We start from the raw sequence: 22,956 nt of genomic DNA, 5'->3' as shown, positions 1-22,956 counted from the left end.
TCACCTCAGGCGAACTCGCAGGTCACGCTGGCTTCACCGTCGAGCGTCGCATGCACGCGCTTGAGGCTTTCACCGGTGGCCATGGCGTCGAGCAAGCGGTCGGCCACCAGCGGCAGCACGTGCTGATCGAGCAAGTGGTCGATCAGGCGTGCACCGCTTTCGCTTTGCGTGCATCGCTCGGACAGGTGATCGACGAGGTTCTGGCACCAGGTGAAGTCCAGCTGGCGACGGTTCAGACGTTCGCCCAGACGACCGAGCTTGATCTCGATCAGCTCGCGCAGCACCGGGCCACCGACCGGGTAGTACGGCACCACTTTCATCCGCGCCAGCAGCGCCGGTTTGAAGTGTTTGCTGAGCACCGGGCGAATGGTTTCTTCCAGCACTTCGGCGGTCGGACGCGCGCCGTCTTCGCAGAGGTCGCTGATCTTGTCGCTGCCCAGGTTCGAGGTCATCAGGATCAGCGTATTGCGGAAGTCGATCTCGCGCCCTTCGCCGTCGTTGGCCACGCCTTTGTCGAAGATTTGGTAGAACAGATTGAGCACGTCCGGATCGGCCTTCTCGACTTCATCGAGCAGCACCACCGAATACGGCTTCTGGCGCACGGCTTCGGTGAGCATGCCACCCTCGCCGTAACCGACGTAGCCTGGCGGTGCACCGATCAGACGGGAAACGGTGTGCTTCTCCTGGAACTCGGACATGTTGATGGTGGTGATGAAACGGTCGCCGCCGTATAGCAGGTCGGCGAGTGCCAGTGCGGTTTCGGTCTTGCCGACGCCGCTCGGGCCGACCAGCAGGAACACGCCGACCGGTGCGTCAGGCTTGTTCAGGCCGGCAGCGGTGGCGCGCATCGAGCGATCCAGTGCGTGCACGGCTTGTTCCTGACCACGGATGCGGGTGCGCAGGTCGGTGGCGAAGCTGGCGACCTTGGCGTTGTGTTCGCGGGCCAGTTGCGCCAGCGGCACGCCGGTCCAGGCGCTGATCACTTCGGCCACCAGACGCGGGCAGACTTCGAAGCTGACCAGACGCTCCTTGACCTGAGCGGCGGTCAGGGCGCTGTGGGTTTCGTTGAGTTGCGCTTCCAGCGCTTCGACGCTGAGGGCTTCGTCGACTTCGGCGGCGTGAGTTTCGATCACGGTGCCTTCGGCGTCTTCCTCAACGGTGACAACCGGCTCGACCGCAGCGGCTTCACGGGCCTTGGCCAGTTGCTGACGCAGTTCCAGCAGGCGCTCGGCCAGTTGTTTCTGCTCGGTCCACTGGGTTTCCAGTGCGACCCTTTCCGCTTCGGCTTCGTCCAGACGCGCTTCCAGTGCCTCCAGCGCTTCGTGGTCGATCAGCAGACCGGCTTCGGCATCGCGGCGCAGGGCCTGACGCTGACGGCCACCTTCAGCCAGCTCACCACGCAGGCGTTCCAGGCTTTCCGGAGCCGCAGCGAGGCTGATGCGAACACGGGCGCACGCGGTGTCGAGCACATCGACAGCCTTGTCCGGCAGTTGCCGACCGGCCAGATAACGGGCGGATAGTTCCGCTGCCGAAACCACCGCGTCATCGCGCAGGTAAATGCCGTGGCTCTTTTCGTAGACCTGAGCCAGGCCACGCAGGATGGTCACCGCTTCGCTCACGGTCGGTTCGTGCAGTTGAACCGGTTGGAAGCGACGGGCCAGCGCCGGGTCTTTCTCGAAGTATTTCTTGTACTCGGCCCAGGTGGTCGCGGCGATGGTGCGCAGCTCGCCACGGGCCAGCGCCGGCTTCAGCAGGTTGGCCGCGTCGGAACCGCCGGCATTGCCGCCCGCGCCGATCAGGGTGTGGGCTTCGTCGATGAACAGGATGATCGGCTTCGGCGAGGCTTTGACCTCGTCGATCACGCCTTTCAGACGACGCTCGAACTCACCTTTGACGCTGGCGCCGGCCTGCAACAGGCCCATGTCCAGCGACAGCAGCTCGACACCTTTGAGCACTTGCGGCACTTCACCGGCAGCGATGCGCGAGGCCAGGCCTTCGACGATGGCGGTTTTACCGACACCGGCTTCACCGACCACGATCGGGTTGTTCTTGCGGCGACGGGCGAGGATGTCGACCATCTGGCGGATCGCGCCATCGCGGCACAGCACCGGATCGAGTTTGCCGTCGCGGGCCTGTTGGGTCAGGTTGTGGGTGAAGCGCTCGAGCAGCGATTCGCCCTGGGCGGCCGGTTTGCCGTTGGCCGCTGCCTGAGGTTGTTGCGACAGGGCAAATTCCTTCAGGCGATCGATGTTCAGTTTGGCGAGCAACGGCTGGTAGCGGCTGCCGGCGTAACGCATCGGGTTGCGCAGCAGCGCGAGGATCAGCGCCGCGTCTTCGACCGAGGTCTGGCCCAGTTCAAGGTTGGCCACCAGCAGCGCGTCCTGCAGCCACTGCACCAGTTCCGGAGCGAACACCGGGTTGCGCGAAGCGCTGTGCTCGACCCGCGATTGCAGCGCGGCGCTCAGTTCGCCGGCATCAACGTCGGCATCCTGCAGCGCACGGGAGAGCAGACCGTTCGGGCGCTCCAGCAGGCCGAGCAGCAAGTCTTCGACCAGAATCTTGCTGCCGCCACGGGCCACGCAGCGCTCGGCCGAACGCTCCAGATCGCGACGGGTTTCGGCGTCCAGCGCCTGGATGAGTTGTTGCAGGTCTACGTTGATCATGGCTCACGTCCTTAATGAATTTTGCTGCCCAGGGTCACCACGCCGTCTGCTTTTTCGCAGCCCAGCCAACTGGTCCAACCCAGGCGACAGTCGTTCTTCTCGCCAATGCGCAGTTCGCGGATTTCTTCCGGGCGCAGCACCAGGCGAATGTCGTAATCGAGCGGGTCACGCAAGGTGAACCGCACCAGCGCGCAGAGCGGCTGGTAACCGAAACCGATGGGCAGGAATTCGTGGAAGCGTTCCCAGTCGAGTTCGGTGATGTGAATGCGGAATTTGCCGCTGCGATCGCGCACGCGTTCGCCCAGCACCAGGTCTTCACCGAGCACGCTGTTGGCGAAGCCGAGGCGGTTGCGCTGTTCTTCGAGGATTTCCACGCGGCGCTCGATGCACTGCTCGATGACCAGGTCTTCGTGCTTGAAGTAATAACGCAGCACCGCTTCGATCAGCGCCGCCGAGTGCGCCCGCAAACTGAGCAGGCCGAGGTACGGCAGCAGGCGTTTCCAGTTCAGCTCCTTGGCCTTGCGGATCTCGTCGCCGCCGAGGCCGATCAGGGCGAACAGCTGCGAGGAGAACGGATCGACCGCGCCGCTCTGGAAGCTCGCGCGATAGCGGTACTTGCGCCAGATCGGCAGCATCAGCCGTTGCAGGCGATGGTGGAACAGGTCGAGGAAGTTGCGCGTCGGGTTGCCGTCTTCGCTGTCGCCCAGGGCTTGCTCGCCGTAGAACGCCGGCAGCGGCGAACCGGAACCGACCAGGCCGATCAGGTTGAACCGCAGGCGCGCGCGCATCTGCCCGTGCTCTTCGAAAAACTCCACGCGATCGACGTCGCTGCGCGGAAATCCGAGGCTCGGATTGGCCTGGAATTCCAGCTGGTCGTACAGGTCGTCTTCGCTCAGGTACGGGTGCGCATCGCGCAGCCGGTCGATCACCAGCAGCACGGCCTGAAACAGCGAGTACTCGCGTATTACCTTCGTCAGCCCGCTTAAAGCAGGGGCTGCAGGCCCATACGTGGTGTCCATTGGTACACCTCTCCCTGTGTGCTTTTTACCCGCAGCTCGTGGAATGAATTGAGACTGGCGTAAAGCGCGAAAAACTCGTTGAGAACCGAGGCGAAGACGAACAGATCGCCCTCACCGATATACCCTTCCGGGTCGATGGTCAGTTCGGTGCGCAGACCGCGTACCGGCAAACCACGGTGCAAGCGATCCACGTGGTGATGCTTGATGTGCTTGAGGCCGCCGAGCAGGCGTTTGCTGACCTTCTCCGCGTGCTGGTCGTAGTAGCGCGGCAGGTCGTAGGTTTCGAGAATCACCTTCAGTGCATTGACGTCGGCCAGCGACAGATAGTTAAGCGACATGTTGCTGATCAGCTTCCACAGGAAGTCACGGTTCAGCGGCGGCGCGAAACTGGAAGTGGCCGGGGTGATGTTGCGGAAACTGAGGAACTCCGGGGTCTCTTCGCAGGCCATGCAGATCTGCCCGAGCTTGAGTTTGCGCGGCAGGTTCTGATTGGTGCAGACCAGCTCGATCGACAGGGTTTCATGGGCTTCGGTGTGGCGGATGCCGAAGCTCAGGTAGGTGTCGAGGCCGTCGTGCAGCAGCGACGAACGCTGACGGATGCTGTAATGCGGACGGCTGTTGGGCACGTCGAAACTCGGATCGTGCTCGAAGGATTCGAACGGCACGTACTCCTGATAACCGAGGCCGCCGGGTTTCCAGCCGGTCACGGTCTCCACCGAGAACACGCCGCAGTTTTCCAGATCGTATTCGGCCGGCAGCAGCAGGTATTCGTCCTGTTTGCCGTCGAGGCGGATCGGCAGTGCGTCGTGCTTGAACAGGTTGACGATCGGCGTGCAGAACAGCTTCACGTTATCCAGGGTCGGACGCATGCGCATGATGCCGCTCTTGCGGATGTCGAAGCGCAATTCCAGGCCACGCATCTGCTTGAGCGTGTCTTCCGGCAGCGCCTTGAGAATGTCCAGACCGTGGACATCAACGAACAGGAACTTGTCCTGGAAGGCGAAGTATTCCTGCAGATAGCGATAGCCGCGGAAGGTGTTCAGCGGATACGGGATCAACGCTTCTTCTTCGGCAAAGCCCACCGGTTTGACCCGGTCGCCCGGAATCTTGAACGCCATCGGCTTGCCGCTCACGCCATCGATCGGCTTGCCGGCGCCGTCGAGCGGGATCAGTTCGATGCCGTCGAGGTTGCGCAGCAGGCTCAGGTAGAGCATCTGGCTGATGTAGCGCTCGCCGGCAAAGTGCAGGCGCAGCTTGCTCAGCTCCAGCTCGCCGAGGTGGCCGTCGGCACTCATCTCCAGGCGCAGGCTGAGCAACGAACCGTCGCCCTTCACCGAGTAGTTCAGCGCGGCCAGATCCAGGGCCATGACTTCGGTCGGGTAGCAGGTGCGGAAGCGGCAACGCACGTCTTCGATCGGCACGCTCTCGATCGGCGTGTCACGCTCGACCTTCAGCGCCGGCCCGGAACGCTTGAGCGGATCGAACTGCAGAATGCTGAACGCCGGCAGCGGACGCATGTAGTTCGGCCACAGCAATTGCATCAGGGAGTGGCTGAGCTCCGGCAACTCGTCATCGAGTTTCTGGCGCAGCCGCCCGGTCAGAAACGCAAAGCCTTCCAGCAACCGCTCCACATCCGGATCCCGCCCGGCCTGCCCCAGGAACGGCGCCAACGCCGGACTACGCTCGGCGAAACGGCGGCCCAGTTGGCGCAGTGCGGTGAGTTCGCTTTGGTAGTAGTGGTTAAAGGACACGGGTTACCTGCCTGGTAGTGGAACTCATCAAAAAAATATCCTGTAGAGCGCGACTGTCACACCGGCACACACGTAACCGCCGATCAGGAGGTACGGCACGAGCAGGATCCATCCGTAGGCCATGAAAGCATTGTCGAACGGCCCGACGACCAGGCTGCACAAGCCATAAAGCATCCATGGCACCGCGTAGAAAGGGATGAACTTCAACGGCGCCAACCAGATCATCCGCAGCGCCTGCTGCTCATTGCGGCTCTTCGCGGCCCGCGATACCCACAGCGCAAACAACAACAGTCCGGGCATGCCGAACCACAACAGATACACCCAGTGGGTCTCGGACGAATCGAATGTCGAATAATCGCCAATCCACAGGCCATAGGATGAAAATGCCAGCATGGCCAAGAATGGCGTCCACAAGGCACCCATGAAAAAACTCAGCTGCGCGCGGCTGAGGATGGGCATCTCGTTCGATACACCGATCACGGGCAGGCCCTCATCTTCGAAACCACGACCTGCGAAGCAATCGCAGGCAATGCCTGCCGCATCAACGCGCGCTTTTCCAGGCGCAGCTCAATGACCTGCGTGGCCAGAATCGCCAGCAACGTCACCCCGCCCTGAGCCACGGTGTAGAACAGCGCCCGCAACGGGTTGTCGGGCACCATCATGAATAGAATCCAAGAGACCATCAGCGCGAGCAGGCCGAGTTTTGCCCATAGGTTCGGGAACACAGCAACCAGTGCGTTCACCGCGAAAAAAATATAAATGAACATGTAATGTGCGATGCCGATGCCTACGCCACGGGTGGTGAAGCCGCCGTTGAATGCTTTGTAGGCAACGACCACTGCGTCGTTCAGGAAAACGTACGCAACACATCCAGCGGCATGGAAAGCCAGGTTCATGGCAACGCGGGCGTAGATGTTCATGCCGGCTTCACATTCCCGTACCAAGTACCTGCACCATGAATTGCGACCTTCAATTTTCCAAAACCTTGTAAGGGGTATTGCTAATAAAGAAATCCATCCAGTGCTTTCGTGGATTGGACAATGCCAGCGTGAACTGCTTACTTTTCTTGCTGAGCGCAATGAAGATAACGCCCACCGTTTCTTCATCCTCATCCGCACTCATATCCAACGAAACATCTGAAAACAGAGGAGTACGATAAACACGACCAGGGTCATTTAAGTCTGTGAAACGCAAATAAACTGAATCTCTCGGAGTTAAAATTGAACTCGCAGGAACAGACTCTATAAGGTACTGTCCGGACGGACTTTTTTTAGAAACATCAGACGCACGACTCAAAACACCATTTACAATGAAAGCAACAGCAATTACCAAACTAGCAAAAAGCGCTACAAAGCTTATAAAAGTCTTACGCCATGAATTCATTTGAAAAGGACCTCAATAGGCGCGACTGATACAGTTTCGTACAAGATGTCCGAATAAACGCGAAAGTCTCCGCCTTTTTTATTTTTATCCCGATAATCACGAAAATCGCTATTTTGAACAAGCATGTAATGTTTGCCTTCCAGTTCTCTATAACGACGTATGGCTTCTTCTTTTTGCTGAGGGGATTGCTGCCCCGTTACCTGCTTGTACGTTGACTCGGCCACCACAGAATTCATTTCGGCGGCCAGCTTTGCGTTTGTTTTAAAACCGACGGCGGGATCAGTAATCAATTTATCAAAGTTCCAGTAGCCTAGAACCTGACTAAAAAGAGCAATTCCATCATTAAAGTCGTATGCATCTTCAATATAAAAACCAATTTTTGATGGAGTAAAAACAATGCTCTTGCCTGTAACGACCACTGAGCCTTCGGCGATGACACGCAAATTAAAGTTAGCGAGTGCTGCTCGAAGCTCGTTTACGTCATCAGCACCGGTCTGCTCGAACTCGACAACTTTATTATTGGAGTAACCAAATTTTTCAGCAGCACTGGCCACTCCATTGAAAGCCAGTGGATAACAACCAGGAGCACTATTGGAAAAAGCCTTGCGCAATCTCTGCTTTATCAGATCGGTCCCAAGGGGACTATTCCAATTTGCCTTGAGTTGTTTGAATGCGGTATTTGCACGCTCAAACCCAAGGACCCAACTCATTTTTACTATGGACTCTTCGATGTACTCTGCCGGTGCAAAAGCTTCATGCCTTTTAACAGCATCATCCATCCCACCACTTTCGTTTGGCCACGGTTTGCCATTGAACCAATGGGCCATCAGATCCGCTGCAACAGGCCAGTTGATTTTTCTCATCGTGTTCGGAATATCAGTAATCTTGAACTGACGTGCAGTAGCAGTCTGGCCGGACTTGTTACTCGCCGGAGTCATTGTCGTTGCTACTGTCGTTGCAGCCATCTTCACATCCCTCTGATATCACTTCACGCAAATTTCGCCAGTTTTAAAGTTCAACAACTAAGCGAGAACAACCCTACTCTGTGGCTCTATGATCAGCTCAACCGCTTCTGCAGTAGTGGAAAACACTTTTTGAGTTTTCCCGTCGGCACCTGTCACACCGTTTATGATTTTCCCCGAAGCTGTTTTAAGTGTGTATTCCACCCCAGCTAGCGGCTTGCCTGTCTCTTCGCAATTGATCACGAAGTGCTCGTTAAATGGCCATTTGAGTTCAACCGGCAACGGCGGCACAAACGGCGCCGGCGAATGTGAATTGCCGATAATCACCGTCCCGGAACCGGCAGTGACTTTGTTACCGTGAGAGCCCACGGAATCCACAGTGACAGCAGACTTGCCATTGATTTTCACCGTCGTGGCCAAACCGCCGACCATCGCACCACCACACGCGGAGGCATCGCCTTCGCGGGCGGCCGCGAGGCCGTCGAAGAACACGTCGCCGGAACCGGCGGCGATCGGGTTGGTGCCGTGGCCGGGGAGCGGGCAAGCGGTGGGGTCGGATACGCGTGCTGCAGGTTTGCCAGACATCGGGGTTCTCCTTAGTTGACCTTCACTTGACCGCTGCCATCCAGGCGCGCGGAGAAACTGACCTGACGCTTGAAACCCTCGACTTCCAGCAGGCCTTCGATGCTGAAGGCCAGGCGGAGCTGATCGTGGTCACGCGGCAGGGAAATGACACGCACGTTGCTCAGGCGCGGCTCGTAGGCTTCGATGAAGCTTTCGATGGCCAGGCGGGCCTGACTCAGGGAGTCGTGCAGGCTCAGGCGCATGTCATTGAGATCGGGCAACCCGTAGTCGGACAGCGTTTGCACGCTGCCGGCCCGGGTGCTGAGCATTTTGGCCAGATGGGCAGCCACCGACGCCATGGCCGAAGCCTCGAGGCTCCTGCCCTTGCGTAGTTCCGCGTCGCCGTTGAGGCGTTCGAAAAGGCTGCCGTATCCGTCCATGAGTCGCTCTTACTCTTTGTCCAGCTTGCCAACCAGCGACAGGGTGAAATCGGCACCCATGTACTTGAAGTGCGGACGCACGTTCAGGCTGACGCGGTACCAGCCCGGCTCGCCTTCAACGTCGCTGACGATCACTTGCGCAGCGCGCAGCGGACGACGGCCACGTACTTCGGCGCTCGGGTTTTCCTGGTCGGCCACGTACTGGCGGATCCACTTGTTCAGTTCCAGCTCGAGGTCGGTACGTTCTTTCCACGAACCGAGTTGCTCGCGCTGCAGCACTTTCAGGTAGTGAGCCAGGCGGTTGACGATCATCATGTACGGCAGTTGGGTGCCGAGCTTGTAGTTCAGCTCTGCAGCCTTGCCTTCTGCGCTGATGCCGAAGAACTTCGGCTTCTGCACCGAGCTTGCGGAGAAGAACGCCGCGTTGTCGGAGCCTTTACGCATGGTCAGGGAGATGAAGCCTTCCTCGGCCAGTTCGTATTCACGACGGTCGGAAACCAGAACCTCGGTAGGAATCTTGGTTTCGATTTCGCCCATGCTTTCGAAGTGGTGCAGAGGCAGGTCTTCAACCGCGCCGCCGCTCTGTGGGCCGATGATGTTCGGGCACCAGCGGAATTTGGCGAAGCTGTCGGTCAGCTTGGTGCCGAACGCGTAAGCGGTGTTGCCCCACAGGTAGTGCTCGTGGCTGTTGGCAACGTTTTCCTTGTACACGAACGATTTGACCGGGTTTTCTTCCGGGTCGTACGGGTTACGCAGCAGGAAACGCGGCACGGTCAGACCAACGTAGCGGGAGTCTTCCGAGGTACGGAAGCTCTGCCATTTGGCGAATTGCGGGCCTTCGAAGTGATCTTTCAGATCCTTCAGGTCCGGCAGACCGGTGAAGCTTTCCAGACCGAAGAATTTTGGGCCGGCGGCGGCGATGAACGGTGCGTGGGACATGCAGGCTACGCTGGACACGTACTGCATCAGCTTCACGTCCGGCGAGCTTGGGGACATGTAGTAGTTGGCAATGATCGCGCCAACCGGCTGACCACCGAACTGGCCGTATTCAGCGGTGTAGATGTGCTTGTACAGGCCCGACTGCATGACTTCCGGCGAGTCCTCGAAATCGTCTAGCAGGTCTTCTTTGGAGACGTTGAGGATTTCGATCTTGATGTTTTCGCGGAAGTTGGTGCGGTCGACCAGCAGTTGCAGGCCACGCCACGACGATTCCAGGGCCTGGAAGTCCGGGTGGTGCAGGATTTCGTCCATCTGACGGCTGAGCTTGGCATCGATCTCGGCGATCATGCGGTCAACCATGGCTTTCTTGACCGGCTCACCATTGTTCTGCGGCTTGAGCAGCTCTTCGATGAACGCCGACACACCGCGTTTGGCGATGTCGTAGGCTTCGTCGTCCGGCGTCAGGCGGGTTTCGGCGATGATGCTGTCGAGGATGCTGTATTCGCCGTTTTCTGCGGCGTTCTGTTGTGCTGCGCTAGTGCTCATTGTGTTGGCTTCCTTGGCTGCTGGAGTCTCAAGCGTCCGGAGCTGCGGCGTTCAGGCCCAGCTCACCGAGTACGCGACCGCGGGATTCATCGTCGGCGAGCACGCCTTCGATGGCTTTACGGAACGCAGGTGCGTTACCCAGCGGGCCTTTGAGGGCCACCAGCGCGTCGCGCAGTTCCATCAGTTTTTTCAGCTCAGGCACTTGCTCGACCAGGCTGGCCGGGTTGAAGTCCTTCATGGAGTTGACGCGCAGTTGCACAGCCAGCTCGTCGGCCTCGCCATCTTCCTGCAGACGGTTCGGCACGCTCAGCGTCAGACCCAGCTCTTGCTTGGCCAGCACTTCGTCGAAGGTCATCTTGTCGATGCTGATCGGCTTGCGATCCTCGATCTTGCGATCGTCCTTGCGGTGGGTGTAGTCACCGATTGCCAGCAGCTTCAGCGGCAGTTCAATCTCTTCCTGAGCACCGCCGGTGGCGGGTTTGAAGGTGACGTTGATGCGTTCCTTGGGGGCTACCGAGCCTTCTTTGGCCATGGCTTTTCTCCTTGCGGTTGTGGCCCTGGGGCCTATTCGAGTACCACTTCGAGATCGAGGTGGCACAGCCTGCGATAAATCTCTTCCTTGCGTTCACGTACGGCATGGTTCTGCGGTAACAACTCGCAGCAACTGTGCAGCAGGTGCAGCACTTCCAATGCAAGATCGGGCTCCCAGGCGTGCAGGCCTGAGTCCTGTAATGTCTGATCGAGGGTTTCGAGCTGGTTCTTGGCCAGCTCGTATTTCTTGGCCAGGAAACACAGCCGCGCGAGGGCGAACTGCCAGAAGAAGCGTTCGCGGCCGCCGTGCGCCGATTGCAGCCCCTGTTTGAGGATCTGAACTGCGGGCTTGAGGCCTTCCTTGCGCAGGATCGGCTGGACTTCTTCGAGGGCCTTTTCCCAGGCCGGCTGGGTTTCGGCGTTCTCGGTCTCGACCTTGCGCGGTGCGCTGGCGCTTTGCAGGTGCGGCATGACGTTGCCGGCGATCCACGCCCGGGTGGACGGATCGGCGAACGGCGCGCCGTCATGGAAACGCAGCTCGATGATGCCGGGCAGGCGTTGAATCAAAAGCGCGAAGTGGATTTCCACTTCGCGCATGGCCAGCTCGGCGTTGAGGTTCTGGAGACATTCCCAGACCATCCTCTGGCCATCGAACCAGAACGGCGCCTTCGCCAGGCTCGCCTCCAGTTCCACCAGCAGGTCGGCGTATTTGCCCTGATCGAAACGGTCCTGATACTGCTTGAGCTTGTCCACCGGCAACCCGCGCAGCACGGTGATCTGCTCGGCGTTGCGCTCGGGCACCGCGTCGATCGTCATCCACAGCAAGGTGCGGTTGAGGCGCAGGGCGCGCAGGTCGGTGGCTTTCTGCTTGAGCCACCAGGCGCACAGCGGGCGGGCGCTTTCCTGCTGGGCGCGCAGGGCCTTGTGGGCTTCTTTCTCGTTGTCGATCGGCGCGCCGGGTGCCAGCAACTGGCTGGCGGCCTGCTTGACCTGCGCCACCGCCGTCCCCACCACACCGGGTGCCGGCTGGTTGTCGGCGGCGCGCTGGATCATGGTTTTCAGGCGGCGGGAGAGCGGCAGCAGCAGCGGCGCATCATCGCCCAAATGCTCGGTGCAGGCGGCGTCGAGACCGGACAGATGCTCGGACAACTGCCGGAACATCGGCAGCTGTTCCTTGATCGCGATATTTTCGGTGATCACCTGCTCAAGACGCGGCACCAGCCAGCCGATGGCGGCGGCCCGGGTGCGGGGTTTGAGCGGGTGAATCTCGGCCCAGTGGTTTTCCGACAAGTGGTGCAGAAAACCGAGGCCGGCCAGCAGGCCGGGGAAGGATTCACGCTGGTACAGCGACCAGGTCAGCCAGGCGCCGACACGCAAATCCTTGGATTGGGTGCGCAGGAGGTTTTCGCTGTTTTCGCGAATTTTCAGCCAGTCGATCTGCCCGCTTTCGTGCATCGACGAGGCTTTGGCCAGCTCGCTTTCCAGGGCCTCGAATTCGCTCGAGAAACGAACGTCTTCGCCCGCAAAATTCTCTTTGGAAACAGAGACTTTAGCGAGTTCGAGGTAATGGGCGGAAAGTTTGCTTGAGTAGGACATCCATGGCCTTTATAAGGATTACGGTCGTGCGCCTATTGGAGTTGCAGCGGCGCGGGACAGTATCGAAGAGCAGTCGGAAAACTCATCCAATTGAGTGTTTGCTCTTTCAAGTGCGCGCATCGTAATCACTATGATGGCCACTAGCAAGCATCTGATTAAACAACAAGACGAACTGTTCATTGGGCGCTGTAGGAGATCGCCCTATATGTCTCAGGGGTTTCCCTGATATCGGCTTATATCAACCGTGCCTTTCAAACCCCGGCGTAACCTGCGTCCCAGAGCGGCTGCCTGAAACCCGCCGACACCTCCTTGAACGCACGTTCCAAAATACGGACGAAAGCATGACAACACTGGAAAGAAAATAAAGTAGGAATCTTCCGAAAACAGATAGGCATCTTTAAACAAATCGAGGAGGACAACTGGTATCAATAAAAGTGCCATCAATTTGATGTCATCGCACACTTTGCATACTTCACAAGACTTCTTTAGCCGCACAATTGCAGGACTTCCCGCAAGGCGCCGTCAATCCATCAAGCCTTCGCCCTGCTTAAGCACACACTTTCGATGTGGATTGTTCTGACAAATGTCGCGGACTGTTCTTACATCAATATATTTCATGCTGCGCACGTGCCTTTATATTGCCAGCCTCAGTCATCAATTGACGGCTTACCACTGATACGGATATTGGCAAATGGATGAAAACAGACGGCCCATCAAGACCCGCTCCGCGGGCTGGGCGAAACGCTTCACGGATGAACTGGTCAAGCGGGACATCTCCCCCAACCAGATCTCCGTCATCAGCATGCTCTTCGCGCTGTTCGGCGCGGTGACGCTGTACATCGATAACGGCGTGGCCGGTTCGATCCTGTGTATCGTCGGCATTCAACTGCGGCTGCTGTGCAATCTGTTCGACGGGATGGTGGCGATCGAAGGCGGCAAGCAGTCGGCCGTTGGCAGCCTGTACAACGAGTTTCCGGATCGAGTAGCCGACAGTCTGCTGATCGTCGGCTTGGGTTTTGCCATCGGCCAGTCCGATCTTGGCTGGTTCGCAGCATTGGCCGCTGCGCTGACAGCGTATGTCCGTGTGTTCGGCGGCGCTCTAGGGCTCACCCAGAGCTTCATGGGACCGATGGCCAAGCAGCACCGGATGGCGGTGATGACCGTGGCGTTGCTGTTGAACGTGTTCGAAACCATTTACTACGCGACCCACTACGCTTTGCTGATCGCGCTGGTGATCATCGCCCTTGGCTCCGTCGCGACCTGCGTGACGCGCACCCTGGCCATCGCCAGACAACTGAAGGGGAAGGCCCATGTGGATCAGTAATGCGCTGATTTCGGTGCTGCGCTTCTTGATCGGCGTGACCGCCCGCTGGGAAAGCCCGCCGGACCTCACGCGCCAGCGCATCTACTACGCCAACCACACCAGCCACATGGACACCCTGGCGATCATCGCCGCACTGCCGCCGGAAGCCCGGTTGAACGTGAAACCGGTGGCCGCCGCCGACTACTGGGGCAAGAACCGCTTTCTATCGTACATCTCGCAGAAAGGCCTGAACGCGGTGCTGATCGAGCGTAATCCGGCACCGGGCACCAATGTGCTGGAGCCGATTTTCGATGTAGTGCGGGCCGGCCACTCGATCATCATTTTCCCCGAAGGTACCCGCTCCACCCAGGCGCTGCCGGGGGAATTCAAGTCCGGGATCTTCCGCCTTGCCGAAACCTTTCCGGACGTCGATCTGGTGCCGATCTACCTGGAAAACCTGCATCGCTCGATGCCAAAAGGCAAACACGTGCCGCTGCCGATCATCTGCACGATCCGCATCGGCGACCCGCTGCAGAGGATTGCCGGTGAGGAGAAACAGGCGTTTCTGGAACGGGCGCGTGACGCCATCGTGAGGTTGTCGAAATGAGTCTGGAAACCAAGTTCCTGTGGTTCTTCGCGGCAATCGCCGGGTTGCTGGCGGTGGCTTCGCTGATTGGCGGCGTACTGGCACGGCGGGCGAAAAGCGAAAGCTCCATCGCGACCATCGAAAACCTCAACCAGCGCGTGAATGCCTGGTGGGGGATGGTCATTATTTTCTTTGTGTCCTGGCTGCTCGGCCCCAATGCGACGGTGGTGCTGTTCGGCTTCATTTCGCTGTTTGCGCTGCGCGAGTTCATAACACTCACGCCGACCGCACGCGGTGACCATAACGCGCTGTTTTCGGCGTTTTTCATCCTGATCCCGCTGCAATACCTGCTGATCGGCACCCATTGGTATTCGATGTTCACCCTGCTGGTGCCGGTGTATGCATTCCTGCTGCTGCCGGCGATTGCCGTGTTGAGCCAGGACACCGAGGGCTTTCTGGAGCGCACGGCGAAGATTCAGTGGGGCGTGATGATCTGCATCTACTGCATCAGCCATGCGCCGGCGCTGCTGTTGCTGGACCTGCAGGGTTTCCAGGGTCAGAACGCCCTGCTGCTGTTCTACCTGGTATTCGTGGTGCAGATGAGCGATGTGCTGCAGTACGTGTTCGGCAAGCTGTTCGGCAAACGCAAAGTTGCGCCGCTGGTGAGCCCGTCAAAAACCGTGGAAGGGCTGGTCGGCGGTGGGCTGTCCGCCACGCTGATCGGTGGTTGCATGTTCTGGATGACGCCGTTCAGCTTCTGGCAGTCGCTGCTGATGTCGCTGGTCATCGTGGTGATGGGCTTCCTCGGCGGCCTGGTCATGTCGGCGATCAAACGCAGCCTGAGCGCCAAGGACTGGGGCACGATGATCAAGGGCCACGGCGGGATGCTCGACCGCATGGACTCGATCTGTTTCGCCGCGCCGATCTTCTTTCACCTGACCCGGTACTTCTTCTCGGCCTGATCCGGCCCCAATCATCGAGCACAAAAAATGGGCATCCGACCGCAATCGGTATGCCCATTTTTCATGCAGCGCGCCCGGCTGACCGGGCGTTTACCGCCATTATGGATTGACGCTGTCTTTCAACGATTTGCCTGGCTTGAACGCAACGGTGTTGCTGGCCTTGATCTTCACCGGTTCACCGGTCTGCGGGTTTTTGCCGGTGCGGGCACCGCGGTGGCGTTGCAGGAAGGTGCCGAAGCCCACCAGCGTGACGCTGTCCTTGCGGTGCAGGGCGCCGGTGATTTCTTCGAGAACGGCGTTGAGAACGCGGTTGGCCTGCTCTTTGGTCAGATCCGCTTTTTCAGCGATTGCAGCGGCGAGTTCTGGTTTACGCATTAGTGAAGCCCCTTTGACGGTTTTTTGTTGTTATGTCCGTGCTGTTCTCGTTGGAACAGCGCCCAAGGCGCCGCAGGCTCTACTCTGCGGCAGACGGGAGTGAGGATGGCACGCGGTTAAGGGCGGCGCCAGTCTCCCCGCGACGTTTGTGGGGGCAAAAGCGGGGTGATTCCGACAGAACGACCGGTATTTACGCCAGCAAGGCCGGAAGCTGTTTGTTCAGTGCGAGTTTTTCCATCACCGCCGCGCCGGTCAGGGCGTAACCGAGCAATTGCCCGTCTGCGTCGTGGCACAGCACCTTGATGTCGGCGCCCTGCCCTTCGACCGTCCAGACGCCTTCGCGGCCCCGTGGCGGCGGGGAAACCACCAGCGGGCAGACCGGGGTTTTCACGGTGATCGGCATCGGTCCGTAGTTCACCACGGTCGGGTTGCCGGCCAGGGTCTGTGCCAGCGCTCGCGCACAACTCATGAGGGGCATGACGTACAGAAGATTCAGCCCGTTGACCTCGGCGGAGTCGCCCAGGGCGTAAATGTTGGCGTGAGAGGTTTGCAGATGACGGTCGACCACCACGCCGCGATTGGTCTGGATGCCGGCGGCCGCCGCCAGATCGATCCGCGGGCGCAGGCCGATGGCCGAGACCACCACATCGCAAGGGATGACCTGGCCGTCGGACAGGTGTGCTTCCAGCCCATCAGCGACTTTTTGCAGGCGGGTCAGCACCGGGCCGAGATGGAAACGCGCACCGAGGCTTTCCAACCCGGCCTGCACCGCAGCCGCCGCAGCGGGATGCAGCAGGGTCGGCATCACCTGCTCGCACGGTGCAACCAGTTGCACCTCGTAGCCACCCAGAATCAGGTCATTGGCGAACTCGCAGCCGATCAGTCCGGCGCCGAGCAGCAACACTCGGCGCTTGCCAGCGGCTGCGGCGCGAAAGCGCGCGTAGTCTTCGAGATCGTTGATCGGGAACACCAGATCCCCGCCGTCGCCTTCGATCGGCACACGTACGGTTTCCGCGCCCCAGGCGAGGATCAGGTCGCGATAGCTCACTGCTTCCTCGCCGATCCACAGCCGCTTGTGGCCCGGATCTATGCCGCTGATGCGGGTATGGGTGCGGATCTCGGCCTTCAACTGCTCGGCCATCGCGCCCGGCTCGGCCATGCTCAAGCCGTCGGCGTCCTTGTTCTTGCCGAAGCCGGTGGACAGCATCGGCTTGGAGTAGGAGCGACCGTCATCGGCGGTAATCAGCAGCAACGGGGTTTCGCCATCGAGTTTGCGAAACTCGCGAGCCAGGTTGTAACCCGCAAGCCCGGTGCCAACGATTACGACAGGTGCGCTCATGCCCTACTCCTCAGTGTTTTCTCAGTTGATTTCGATCATTTCGAAGTCCATCTTGCCGACGCCGCAGTCCGGGCACAGCCAGTCTTCCGGCACGTCCTGCCACAGGGTGCCCGGCGCAATGCCGTCATCCGGCCAGCCGTCGGCTTCGTTGTAAATCAGGCCGCAGACCACACATTGCCACTTTTTCATTCAGGTACTTCCTCAGGGTTCAGGCTTTAACCGGCGCGGACGGTCGATGGTGCAGCGCTGCCGTCCGGCTCAGGGCGTTTTGTACTGATCGTGCCGGGCAGATGCAAGCCTGTTCGGCGCAGCGGCGACCCGGATCAATCAAACTCGCGGTGCAGCATGGTAAGCTCGCCGCCTCATTTGCTGCCAATAATGACTCATTGTGCAACACACAAACGCTCCGCTGTGGCGCCCGCAAAGCGAACTGACACCCCTCCCCGACACATCCACGCGCGACTGGCTGTTCGACGAAGGCTCCCTGACCCGCCGGCTGACGCGCCTGTCCGATGACGGCTTCAGCGTGACGCCGCTGTTCGAAGGCTGGCAGACCCTGCGAGACGACGAATGCGCCGCGCTGGACCTGGCCGAAGGCAGCGAGGGCTGGGTGCGCGAGGTGTATCTGCGCGGGCATGGCCAGGCCTGGGTGTTCGCCCGCAGCGTGGCGTCGCGCAGTGCCTTGCAGGGCGACGGCTTGCACATGGATGGACTGGGCAGCCGCTCGCTGGGCGAACTGCTGTTTTGCGATCACGCCTTCCAGCGCCGCGCCATCGAAGTCTGCCATTACCCGGAACACTGGTTGCCGGAAGGCTCCCGGGCTGCCGGCCTGTGGGGACGGCGTTCGCGTTTCGACCGTGATGCATTAAGCGTACTGGTGGCGGAGATTTTCCTGCCTACGCTGTGGGATGCCGTCCGCGCCCGTCCGGAGAACTGCTGATGTACCAAAGTCTGCTCAAATCCCTGAATCGCTTGAACCCGCGTGCCTGGGACTTCATCCAGCTGACCCGGATGGACAAGCCGATCGGCATTTACCTGCTGCTGTGGCCGACGCTCTGGGCGCTGTGGATTGCCGGCAAAGGCTCGCCGTCGCTGGCCAATATCGTGATTTTCGTCCTCGGCGTGGTGCTGACCCGTGCCGGCGGCTGCGTGATCAACGACTGGGCCGACCGCAAGGTCGACGGCCACGTCAAACGCACTGCGCAGCGGCCTATCGCTGCCGGCAAGATCAGTTCGAAAGAGGCGCTGATGTTCTTCGCGCTGCTGATGGGCGTGAGTTTCCTGCTGGTGCTGTGCACCAACGCCGCGACCATCTGGCTGTCGCTGGGCGGTCTGGCGCTGGCGTTCACCTACCCGTTCATGAAGCGTTACACCTATTACCCGCAAGTGGTGCTGGGCGCGGCGTTCTCCTGGGGCATGCCGATGGCGTTCACCGCCGAAACCGGTGAGCTGCCGGCAACCGCCTGGCTGCTGTGGATCGCCAATCTGCTGTGGACGGTGGGCTACGACACTTATTACGCAATGACCGACCGCGACGATGACCTGAAGATCGGCGTGAAATCCACGGCGATCCTGTTCGGCGAAGCGGACCGGGTGATCATCCTGACCTTGCAGGCGCTGTCGCTGGGCTGCCTGATGCTGGCAGGGTCGAAATTCGAGCTGGGGATCTGGTTCCACCTCGGCCTGCTGGTGGCCGCCGGGTGCTACGCCTGGGAGTTCTGGTACACCCGCAGCAAGGACCGGATGCGCTGCTTCGAGGCGTTCCTGCACAACCACTGGGCGGGGCTGGCGATTTTCGTCGGGATCGTGCTGGATTACGCGTTGCGCTGATCGCAAGGAATCGCGGCCCGAGGCAATGCCTGCGAGCCGCGATCCGGTTTCACTGCCAATGGCTTACTTGTGCTCGTGAACCACGTGCCACACGTCCTTCATCTTGTCGCCGGTCATATCGCCCGGCTTCGCATCTTTCACGAAGGTGTACAGCGGCTTGCCGTCGTAGGCGTACTGCATCATGCCGTCATCACGTTTGATGACCGTCCATTTACCTTCAGCCTTGGCATCCGCCGGCGCCATCAACGGCGGCCAGTTCTTGGCGCAATCGCCGTTGCACATCGACTTGCCGCCACTGTCCTTGTCGAACGTGTAAAGCGTCATGCCCTTGTGGTCGACCATCATTCCGTCTTTCATCATGGCCGGCTCGGCCGCCATCGCCAGTCCAGGCAAAGTCAGGGCGGCAGCCATCAGCAAAGCCTTAAAGGAAGCAGTCATTTGAGTCATGGAAACCTTCTCTTGTGGTTGTCAGGATTCGGACTTAGAGCTTAGTTCAGGATTCGCACAATCGCCGCCGGACTAAAATACTGTCACACGACTGCAATAATTCCGTTATCTAATGCGGCGCAAGACAGTTAAATGACAAGAGGATTAAGGCATGGTTGGCAGGAGCATTCTGATCGTCGACGACGAAGCGCCCATTCGCGAAATGATCGCCGTTGCGTTGGAAATGGCCGGCTATGACTGCCTCGAGGCAGAGAACTCGCAGCAGGCCCACGCCATCATCGTCGACCGCAAACCGGACCTGATCCTGCTCGACTGGATGCTGCCCGGCACTTCCGGCATCGAGCTGGCCCGCCGCCTCAAGCGTGACGAACTGACCGGGGACATCCCGATCATCATGCTCACCGCCAAGGGCGAAGAGGACAACAAGATCCAGGGTCTGGAAGTCGGCGCCGACGACTACATCACCAAACCGTTTTCCCCACGTGAACTGGTGGCACGCCTCAAGGCCGTGCTGCGTCGCGCCGGCCCGACCGATGGCGAAGCGCCGATCGAAGTCGGCGGCCTGCTGCTCGACCCGATCAGCCACCGCGTGACCATCGACGGCAAACCTGCCGAGATGGGCCCGACCGAATACCGCCTGCTGCAATTCTTCATGACCCACCAGGAACGCGCCTACACCCGTGGCCAGTTGCTGGACCAGGTCTGGGGCGGCAACGTCTATGTTGAAGAGCGCACCGTCGACGTGCACATCCGGCGCCTGCGCAAGGCCCTCGGCGACGCCTACGAAAATCTGGTACAAACCGTGCGCGGCACCGGCTACCGGTTCTCCACCAAAGCATAAATAGGCAGCTGCAAGCTTCTAGCTACAAGCGGCAAGTAAAAGCCGATCCGCTTTAGCTTGAAGCTTGCAGCTCGACACTCGACGCTGCGTTTAAGGACGTTCCGTGAACCAAAACTGGCATGGCACCCTGATTCGCCACATGCTGTTGCTGGTCACCGGCTGCCTGGTGATCGGCCTGATCACCGGCTACTACGGCTGGAGTCTGGCGGCGGGACTGGGCCTGTATCTGGCCTGGACGCTCAAGCAACTGCTGCGCCTGCACGAATGGCTGCGCCTGCACCAACCCGATGAAGCACCGCCCGACGGCTACGGCCTGTGGGGCGAGGTGTTCGACAGCATCTACCACCTGCAACGCCGCGACCAACGGGTACGCGGACGCCTGCAAGCGGTGATCGACCGCGTTCAGGAGTCCACCGCTGCGCTGAAAGACGCGGTGATCATGCTCGACAGCGATGGCAATCTGGAATGGTGGAACCGCGCCGCCGAAACCCTGCTCGGCCTCAAGACCCCGCAGGACAGCGGCCAACCGGTAACCAACCTGGTCCGCCATCCGCGTTTCAAGGAATACTTCGAGCAGGAAAGCTACGCCGAGCCGCTGGAAATCCCTTCGCCGACCAACGATCGCGTACGCATCCAGCTGTACCTCACGCGGTACGGCAACAACGAGCACCTGATGCTGGTCCGCGACGTCACCCGCATCCATCAGTTGGAACAGATGCGCAAGGACTTCATCGCCAACGTCTCCCATGAGCTGCGCACCCCACTGACGGTGATCTGCGGCTACCTGGAAACCCTGCTCGACAACGTCGAGGAAGTGAACCCGCGCTGGAGCCGTGCCCTGCAGCAGATGCAGCAACAGGGCGGACGCATGCAGACCCTGCTCAACGATTTACTGCTGCTGGCCAAACTGGAAGCCACCGACTACCCGTCGGACAACCAGCCGGTGCACATCGACACCCTGTTGCAGTCGATCAAGAGCGACGCGCAGCAGCTGTCAGGATCGAAGAATCAGAAAATCACCCTGGAAGCCGATACCAGCATTCTGCTCAAGGGCAGCGAGGCGGAACTGCGCAGTGCGTTTTCCAATCTGGTGTTCAACGCGGTCAAATACACCCCGGCCGAAGGCAATATCCGCATCCGCTGGTGGGGCGACGATCAAGGCGCACACCTCAGCGTGCAGGATTCCGGGATCGGCATCGACAGCAAACACCTGCCGCGCCTGACCGAACGCTTCTACCGCGTCGACTCCAGCCGCAACTCCAACACCGGCGGCACGGGCCTGGGCCTGGCCATCGTCAAACACGTGCTGCTGCGCCATCGCGCCCGGATGGAGATCAGCAGCGTGCCCGGTCATGGCAGCACCTTCACCTGCCATTTCGCCCCGGCCCAGGTCGCTCAGGCACGGGCCGTCAGCGCCACTGAGTAATGCCGGACTAGGCAATCGCCGGGTCAGCCGCTACATTGGCTGACTTGCGCCTGCCTTTCAGGTGCGGATTTTTCTTTCTTTCGAATCACACGGAACCCGCAAAACTCCATCATGGACCCTTCCCCTGGCTTGTCCCTCGCAACAATATTCGCCGATTTCGGCATGATTCTTTTCGCTCTGATCCTGGTTCTGCTCAACGGCTTCTTCGTTGCGGCGGAATTCGCCATGGTCAAACTGCGCTCGACCCGGGTCGAAGCCATCGCTGAACAGCACGGCTGGCGCGGGCACATCCTGCGCACGGTGCACAGTCAGCTCGATGCTTACCTCTCGGCGTGCCAGCTCGGTATCACCCTCGCCTCCCTCGGCCTGGGCTGGGTCGGCGAGCCGGCGTTCGCGCACATTCTCGAACCGCTGCTGAGCGCGGTCGGCGTGCAGTCGGCGGAAGTCGTCAAAGGCATCTCGTTCTTCACTGCGTTCTTCATCATTTCGTACCTGCACATCGTGGTCGGCGAGCTCGCACCCAAATCCTGGGCGATCCGCAAACCCGAGCTGCTGTCGCTGTGGACGGCGGTGCCGCTGTACCTGTTCTACTGGGCCATGTACCCGGCGATCTACCTGCTCAACGCCAGCGCCAACACCATCCTGCGCATTGCAGGACAAGGTGAACCCGGCCCGCATCACGAGCACCATTACAGCCGTGAAGAACTGAAACTGATCCTGCACTCCAGCCGTGGTCAGGACCCGAGCGACCAGGGCATGCGCGTGCTGGCCTCGGCGGTGGAAATGGGCGAACTGGAAGTAGTCGACTGGGCCAACTCCCGGGAAGACCTGATCACCCTCGAATTCAACGCCCCGCTGAAAGAAATCCTGGCGATGTTCCGTCGCCACAAGTTCAGCCGTTATCCGGTGTACGACAGCGAGCGCAAGGAGTTCGTCGGCCTGCTGCACATCAAGGATCTGCTGCTGGAGCTGGCGGCGCTGGATCACATTCCCGAGTCGTTCAACCTCGCCGAACTGACCCGCCCACTGGAGCGCGTGTCGCGGCACATGCCGCTGTCGCAGCTGCTGGAACAGTTCCGCAAGGGCGGCTCGCACTTCGCTGTGGTCGAAGAGGCCGACGGCAACATCATCGGCTACCTGACCATGGAAGACGTGCTGGAAGTGCTGGTCGGCGACATCCAGGACGAACACCGCAAGGCCGAGCGCGGCATCCTCGCCTACCAGCCGGGCAAGTTGCTGGTGCGGGGCGATACGCCGCTGTTCAAGGTCGAGCGCCTGCTGGGGATCGACCTGGATCACATCGAAGCCGAAACCCTCGCCGGGCTGATCTACGAAACCCTGAAACGGGTGCCGGAAGAGGAAGAAGTGCTGGAAGTCGAAGGCCTGCGGATCATCATCAAAAAGATGAAAGGTCCGAAGATCATTCTGGCCAAGGTGCTGATGCTCGACTGAC

The 22,956-nt window shown here is 60.0% G+C and carries 24 protein-coding genes; 8 read left to right on the top strand and 16 right to left on the bottom strand.

Going from position 1 to position 22,956, the window contains the following annotated elements; translation table 11 throughout:
* Positions 1-5: 5 nt before the first annotated feature.
* Genes tssH through tssA form a run of 12 tightly spaced genes read right to left on the bottom strand, consistent with a single transcriptional unit; the run spans position 6 to position 12,394 of the window.
* Positions 6-2,663, bottom strand: coding sequence for a type VI secretion system ATPase TssH (tssH, locus tag AC07Y2_RS08295; protein ID WP_039765149.1), 2,658 nt, complete (start codon positions 2,661-2,663; stop codon positions 6-8).
* Between the two features lie 11 nt (positions 2,664-2,674).
* On the bottom strand, positions 2,675-3,682 hold the full coding sequence (gene tssG / locus AC07Y2_RS08290; RefSeq protein WP_039765146.1) for a type VI secretion system baseplate subunit TssG: 1,008 nt from the start codon (positions 3,680-3,682) through the stop codon (positions 2,675-2,677).
* Complete coding sequence (gene tssF / locus AC07Y2_RS08285; protein WP_011336593.1) at positions 3,646-5,433, bottom strand: type VI secretion system baseplate subunit TssF; 1,788 nt, start codon at positions 5,431-5,433, stop codon at positions 3,646-3,648. The genes tssG and tssF overlap by 37 nt, the downstream gene beginning before the upstream one ends.
* 27 nt (positions 5,434-5,460) lie before the next feature.
* Entirely contained in the window at positions 5,461-5,892 is a 432-nt protein-coding gene (locus AC07Y2_RS08280; protein ID WP_074690212.1) for a hypothetical protein, read from the bottom strand.
* A 17-nt stretch (positions 5,893-5,909) separates the two neighbouring features.
* Positions 5,910-6,353, bottom strand: a complete 444-nt coding sequence (locus tag AC07Y2_RS08275; RefSeq protein ID WP_074689940.1) for a hypothetical protein — start codon at positions 6,351-6,353, stop codon at positions 5,910-5,912.
* Between the two features lie 49 nt (positions 6,354-6,402).
* Positions 6,403-6,816, bottom strand: coding sequence for a hypothetical protein (locus tag AC07Y2_RS08270; RefSeq protein ID WP_074689938.1), 414 nt, complete (start codon positions 6,814-6,816; stop codon positions 6,403-6,405).
* Positions 6,813-7,781, bottom strand: a complete 969-nt coding sequence (locus tag AC07Y2_RS08265) for a DUF6402 family protein (RefSeq protein WP_074689936.1) — start codon at positions 7,779-7,781, stop codon at positions 6,813-6,815. The genes AC07Y2_RS08270 and AC07Y2_RS08265 overlap by 4 nt, the downstream gene beginning before the upstream one ends.
* 57 nt (positions 7,782-7,838) lie before the next feature.
* A complete protein-coding gene (locus AC07Y2_RS08260) occupies positions 7,839-8,363 on the bottom strand; it encodes a PAAR domain-containing protein (protein ID WP_085667339.1) in 525 nt (174 codons plus the stop codon).
* Between the two features lie 11 nt (positions 8,364-8,374).
* Positions 8,375-8,782 (bottom strand): type VI secretion system baseplate subunit TssE, encoded by a 408-nt coding sequence (tssE, locus tag AC07Y2_RS08255; RefSeq protein ID WP_039765135.1) that lies wholly within the window; start codon positions 8,780-8,782, stop codon positions 8,375-8,377.
* A gap of 9 nt (positions 8,783-8,791) precedes the next feature.
* Positions 8,792-10,267, bottom strand: coding sequence for a type VI secretion system contractile sheath large subunit (gene tssC, locus AC07Y2_RS08250; RefSeq protein WP_011336600.1), 1,476 nt, complete (start codon positions 10,265-10,267; stop codon positions 8,792-8,794).
* A gap of 28 nt (positions 10,268-10,295) precedes the next feature.
* Positions 10,296-10,799: a type VI secretion system contractile sheath small subunit gene (gene tssB / locus AC07Y2_RS08245; RefSeq protein WP_003229587.1), complete on the bottom strand. Its 504-nt coding sequence runs from the start codon at positions 10,797-10,799 to the stop codon at positions 10,296-10,298.
* 32 nt (positions 10,800-10,831) lie between these two features.
* The gene (gene tssA, locus AC07Y2_RS08240) at positions 10,832-12,394 is read right to left on the bottom strand and encodes a type VI secretion system protein TssA (RefSeq protein WP_207273902.1); all 1,563 of its coding nucleotides are present in this window, start codon (positions 12,392-12,394) and stop codon (positions 10,832-10,834) included.
* Positions 12,395-13,085: 691 nt separating this feature from the next.
* Between tssA and AC07Y2_RS08235 the strand changes: the two genes are divergently transcribed.
* The 3 genes from AC07Y2_RS08235 to AC07Y2_RS08225 are packed head-to-tail and all read left to right on the top strand — an operon-like array spanning position 13,086 to position 15,245.
* A complete protein-coding gene (locus AC07Y2_RS08235; RefSeq protein WP_039765131.1) occupies positions 13,086-13,718 on the top strand; it encodes a CDP-alcohol phosphatidyltransferase family protein in 633 nt (210 codons plus the stop codon).
* A complete protein-coding gene (locus AC07Y2_RS08230; RefSeq protein ID WP_039765129.1) occupies positions 13,705-14,304 on the top strand; it encodes a lysophospholipid acyltransferase family protein in 600 nt (199 codons plus the stop codon). Before AC07Y2_RS08235 ends, AC07Y2_RS08230 begins: the two co-directional genes overlap by 14 nt.
* A complete protein-coding gene (locus tag AC07Y2_RS08225; protein ID WP_039765128.1) occupies positions 14,301-15,245 on the top strand; it encodes a phosphatidate cytidylyltransferase in 945 nt (314 codons plus the stop codon). Before AC07Y2_RS08230 ends, AC07Y2_RS08225 begins: the two co-directional genes overlap by 4 nt.
* Before the next feature lie 99 nt (positions 15,246-15,344).
* Here AC07Y2_RS08225 and AC07Y2_RS08220 read toward each other — a convergent pair whose 3' ends face one another.
* The 3 genes from AC07Y2_RS08220 to AC07Y2_RS08210 form a co-directional block, all read right to left on the bottom strand.
* Positions 15,345-15,620 carry an HU family DNA-binding protein gene (locus AC07Y2_RS08220; RefSeq protein WP_003213368.1) on the bottom strand — a complete coding sequence of 92 codons (276 nt, stop codon included), beginning with the start codon at positions 15,618-15,620 and terminating at the stop codon, positions 15,345-15,347.
* A gap of 190 nt (positions 15,621-15,810) precedes the next feature.
* Entirely contained in the window at positions 15,811-16,959 is a 1,149-nt protein-coding gene (locus tag AC07Y2_RS08215; protein ID WP_103385852.1) for an NAD(P)/FAD-dependent oxidoreductase, read from the bottom strand.
* A 21-nt stretch (positions 16,960-16,980) separates the two neighbouring features.
* On the bottom strand, positions 16,981-17,148 hold the full coding sequence (locus AC07Y2_RS08210) for a rubredoxin (protein ID WP_007954349.1): 168 nt from the start codon (positions 17,146-17,148) through the stop codon (positions 16,981-16,983).
* Between the two features lie 199 nt (positions 17,149-17,347).
* Here AC07Y2_RS08210 and AC07Y2_RS08205 point away from each other — a divergent pair, with 199 nt between their 5' ends.
* Together AC07Y2_RS08205 and ubiA are read left to right on the top strand one after the other, a co-directional pair.
* A complete protein-coding gene (locus AC07Y2_RS08205; protein ID WP_103385851.1) occupies positions 17,348-17,899 on the top strand; it encodes a chorismate--pyruvate lyase family protein in 552 nt (183 codons plus the stop codon).
* Positions 17,899-18,789: a 4-hydroxybenzoate octaprenyltransferase gene (gene ubiA / locus AC07Y2_RS08200; protein ID WP_103385850.1), complete on the top strand. Its 891-nt coding sequence runs from the start codon at positions 17,899-17,901 to the stop codon at positions 18,787-18,789. The genes AC07Y2_RS08205 and ubiA overlap by 1 nt, the downstream gene beginning before the upstream one ends.
* A gap of 63 nt (positions 18,790-18,852) precedes the next feature.
* Here the strand turns inward: ubiA and AC07Y2_RS08195 are convergent, their stop codons facing one another.
* Positions 18,853-19,236 (bottom strand): COG4315 family predicted lipoprotein, encoded by a 384-nt coding sequence (locus AC07Y2_RS08195; RefSeq protein WP_007954346.1) that lies wholly within the window; start codon positions 19,234-19,236, stop codon positions 18,853-18,855.
* A gap of 151 nt (positions 19,237-19,387) precedes the next feature.
* Here AC07Y2_RS08195 and phoB point away from each other — a divergent pair, with 151 nt between their 5' ends.
* The 3 genes from phoB to AC07Y2_RS08180 all read left to right on the top strand — a co-directional run bounded on the left by phoB (position 19,388) and on the right by AC07Y2_RS08180 (position 22,955).
* On the top strand, positions 19,388-20,077 hold the full coding sequence (phoB, locus tag AC07Y2_RS08190; RefSeq protein WP_007896474.1) for a phosphate regulon transcriptional regulator PhoB: 690 nt from the start codon (positions 19,388-19,390) through the stop codon (positions 20,075-20,077).
* Positions 20,078-20,216: 139 nt separating this feature from the next.
* Positions 20,217-21,503 (top strand): phosphate regulon sensor histidine kinase PhoR, encoded by a 1,287-nt coding sequence (gene phoR / locus AC07Y2_RS08185; protein ID WP_219737026.1) that lies wholly within the window; start codon positions 20,217-20,219, stop codon positions 21,501-21,503.
* A gap of 111 nt (positions 21,504-21,614) precedes the next feature.
* The gene (locus AC07Y2_RS08180; RefSeq protein WP_007954342.1) at positions 21,615-22,955 is read left to right on the top strand and encodes a hemolysin family protein; all 1,341 of its coding nucleotides are present in this window, start codon (positions 21,615-21,617) and stop codon (positions 22,953-22,955) included.
* The last annotated feature ends 1 nt before the right edge of the window (position 22,956 follow it).

It is taken from the genome of Pseudomonas sp. GW456-12-1-14-TSB6 (assembly GCF_059424205.1).
Note: the sequence above shows the minus strand (reverse complement) of the source record. Positions and strands in the feature narration are given on the sequence as shown.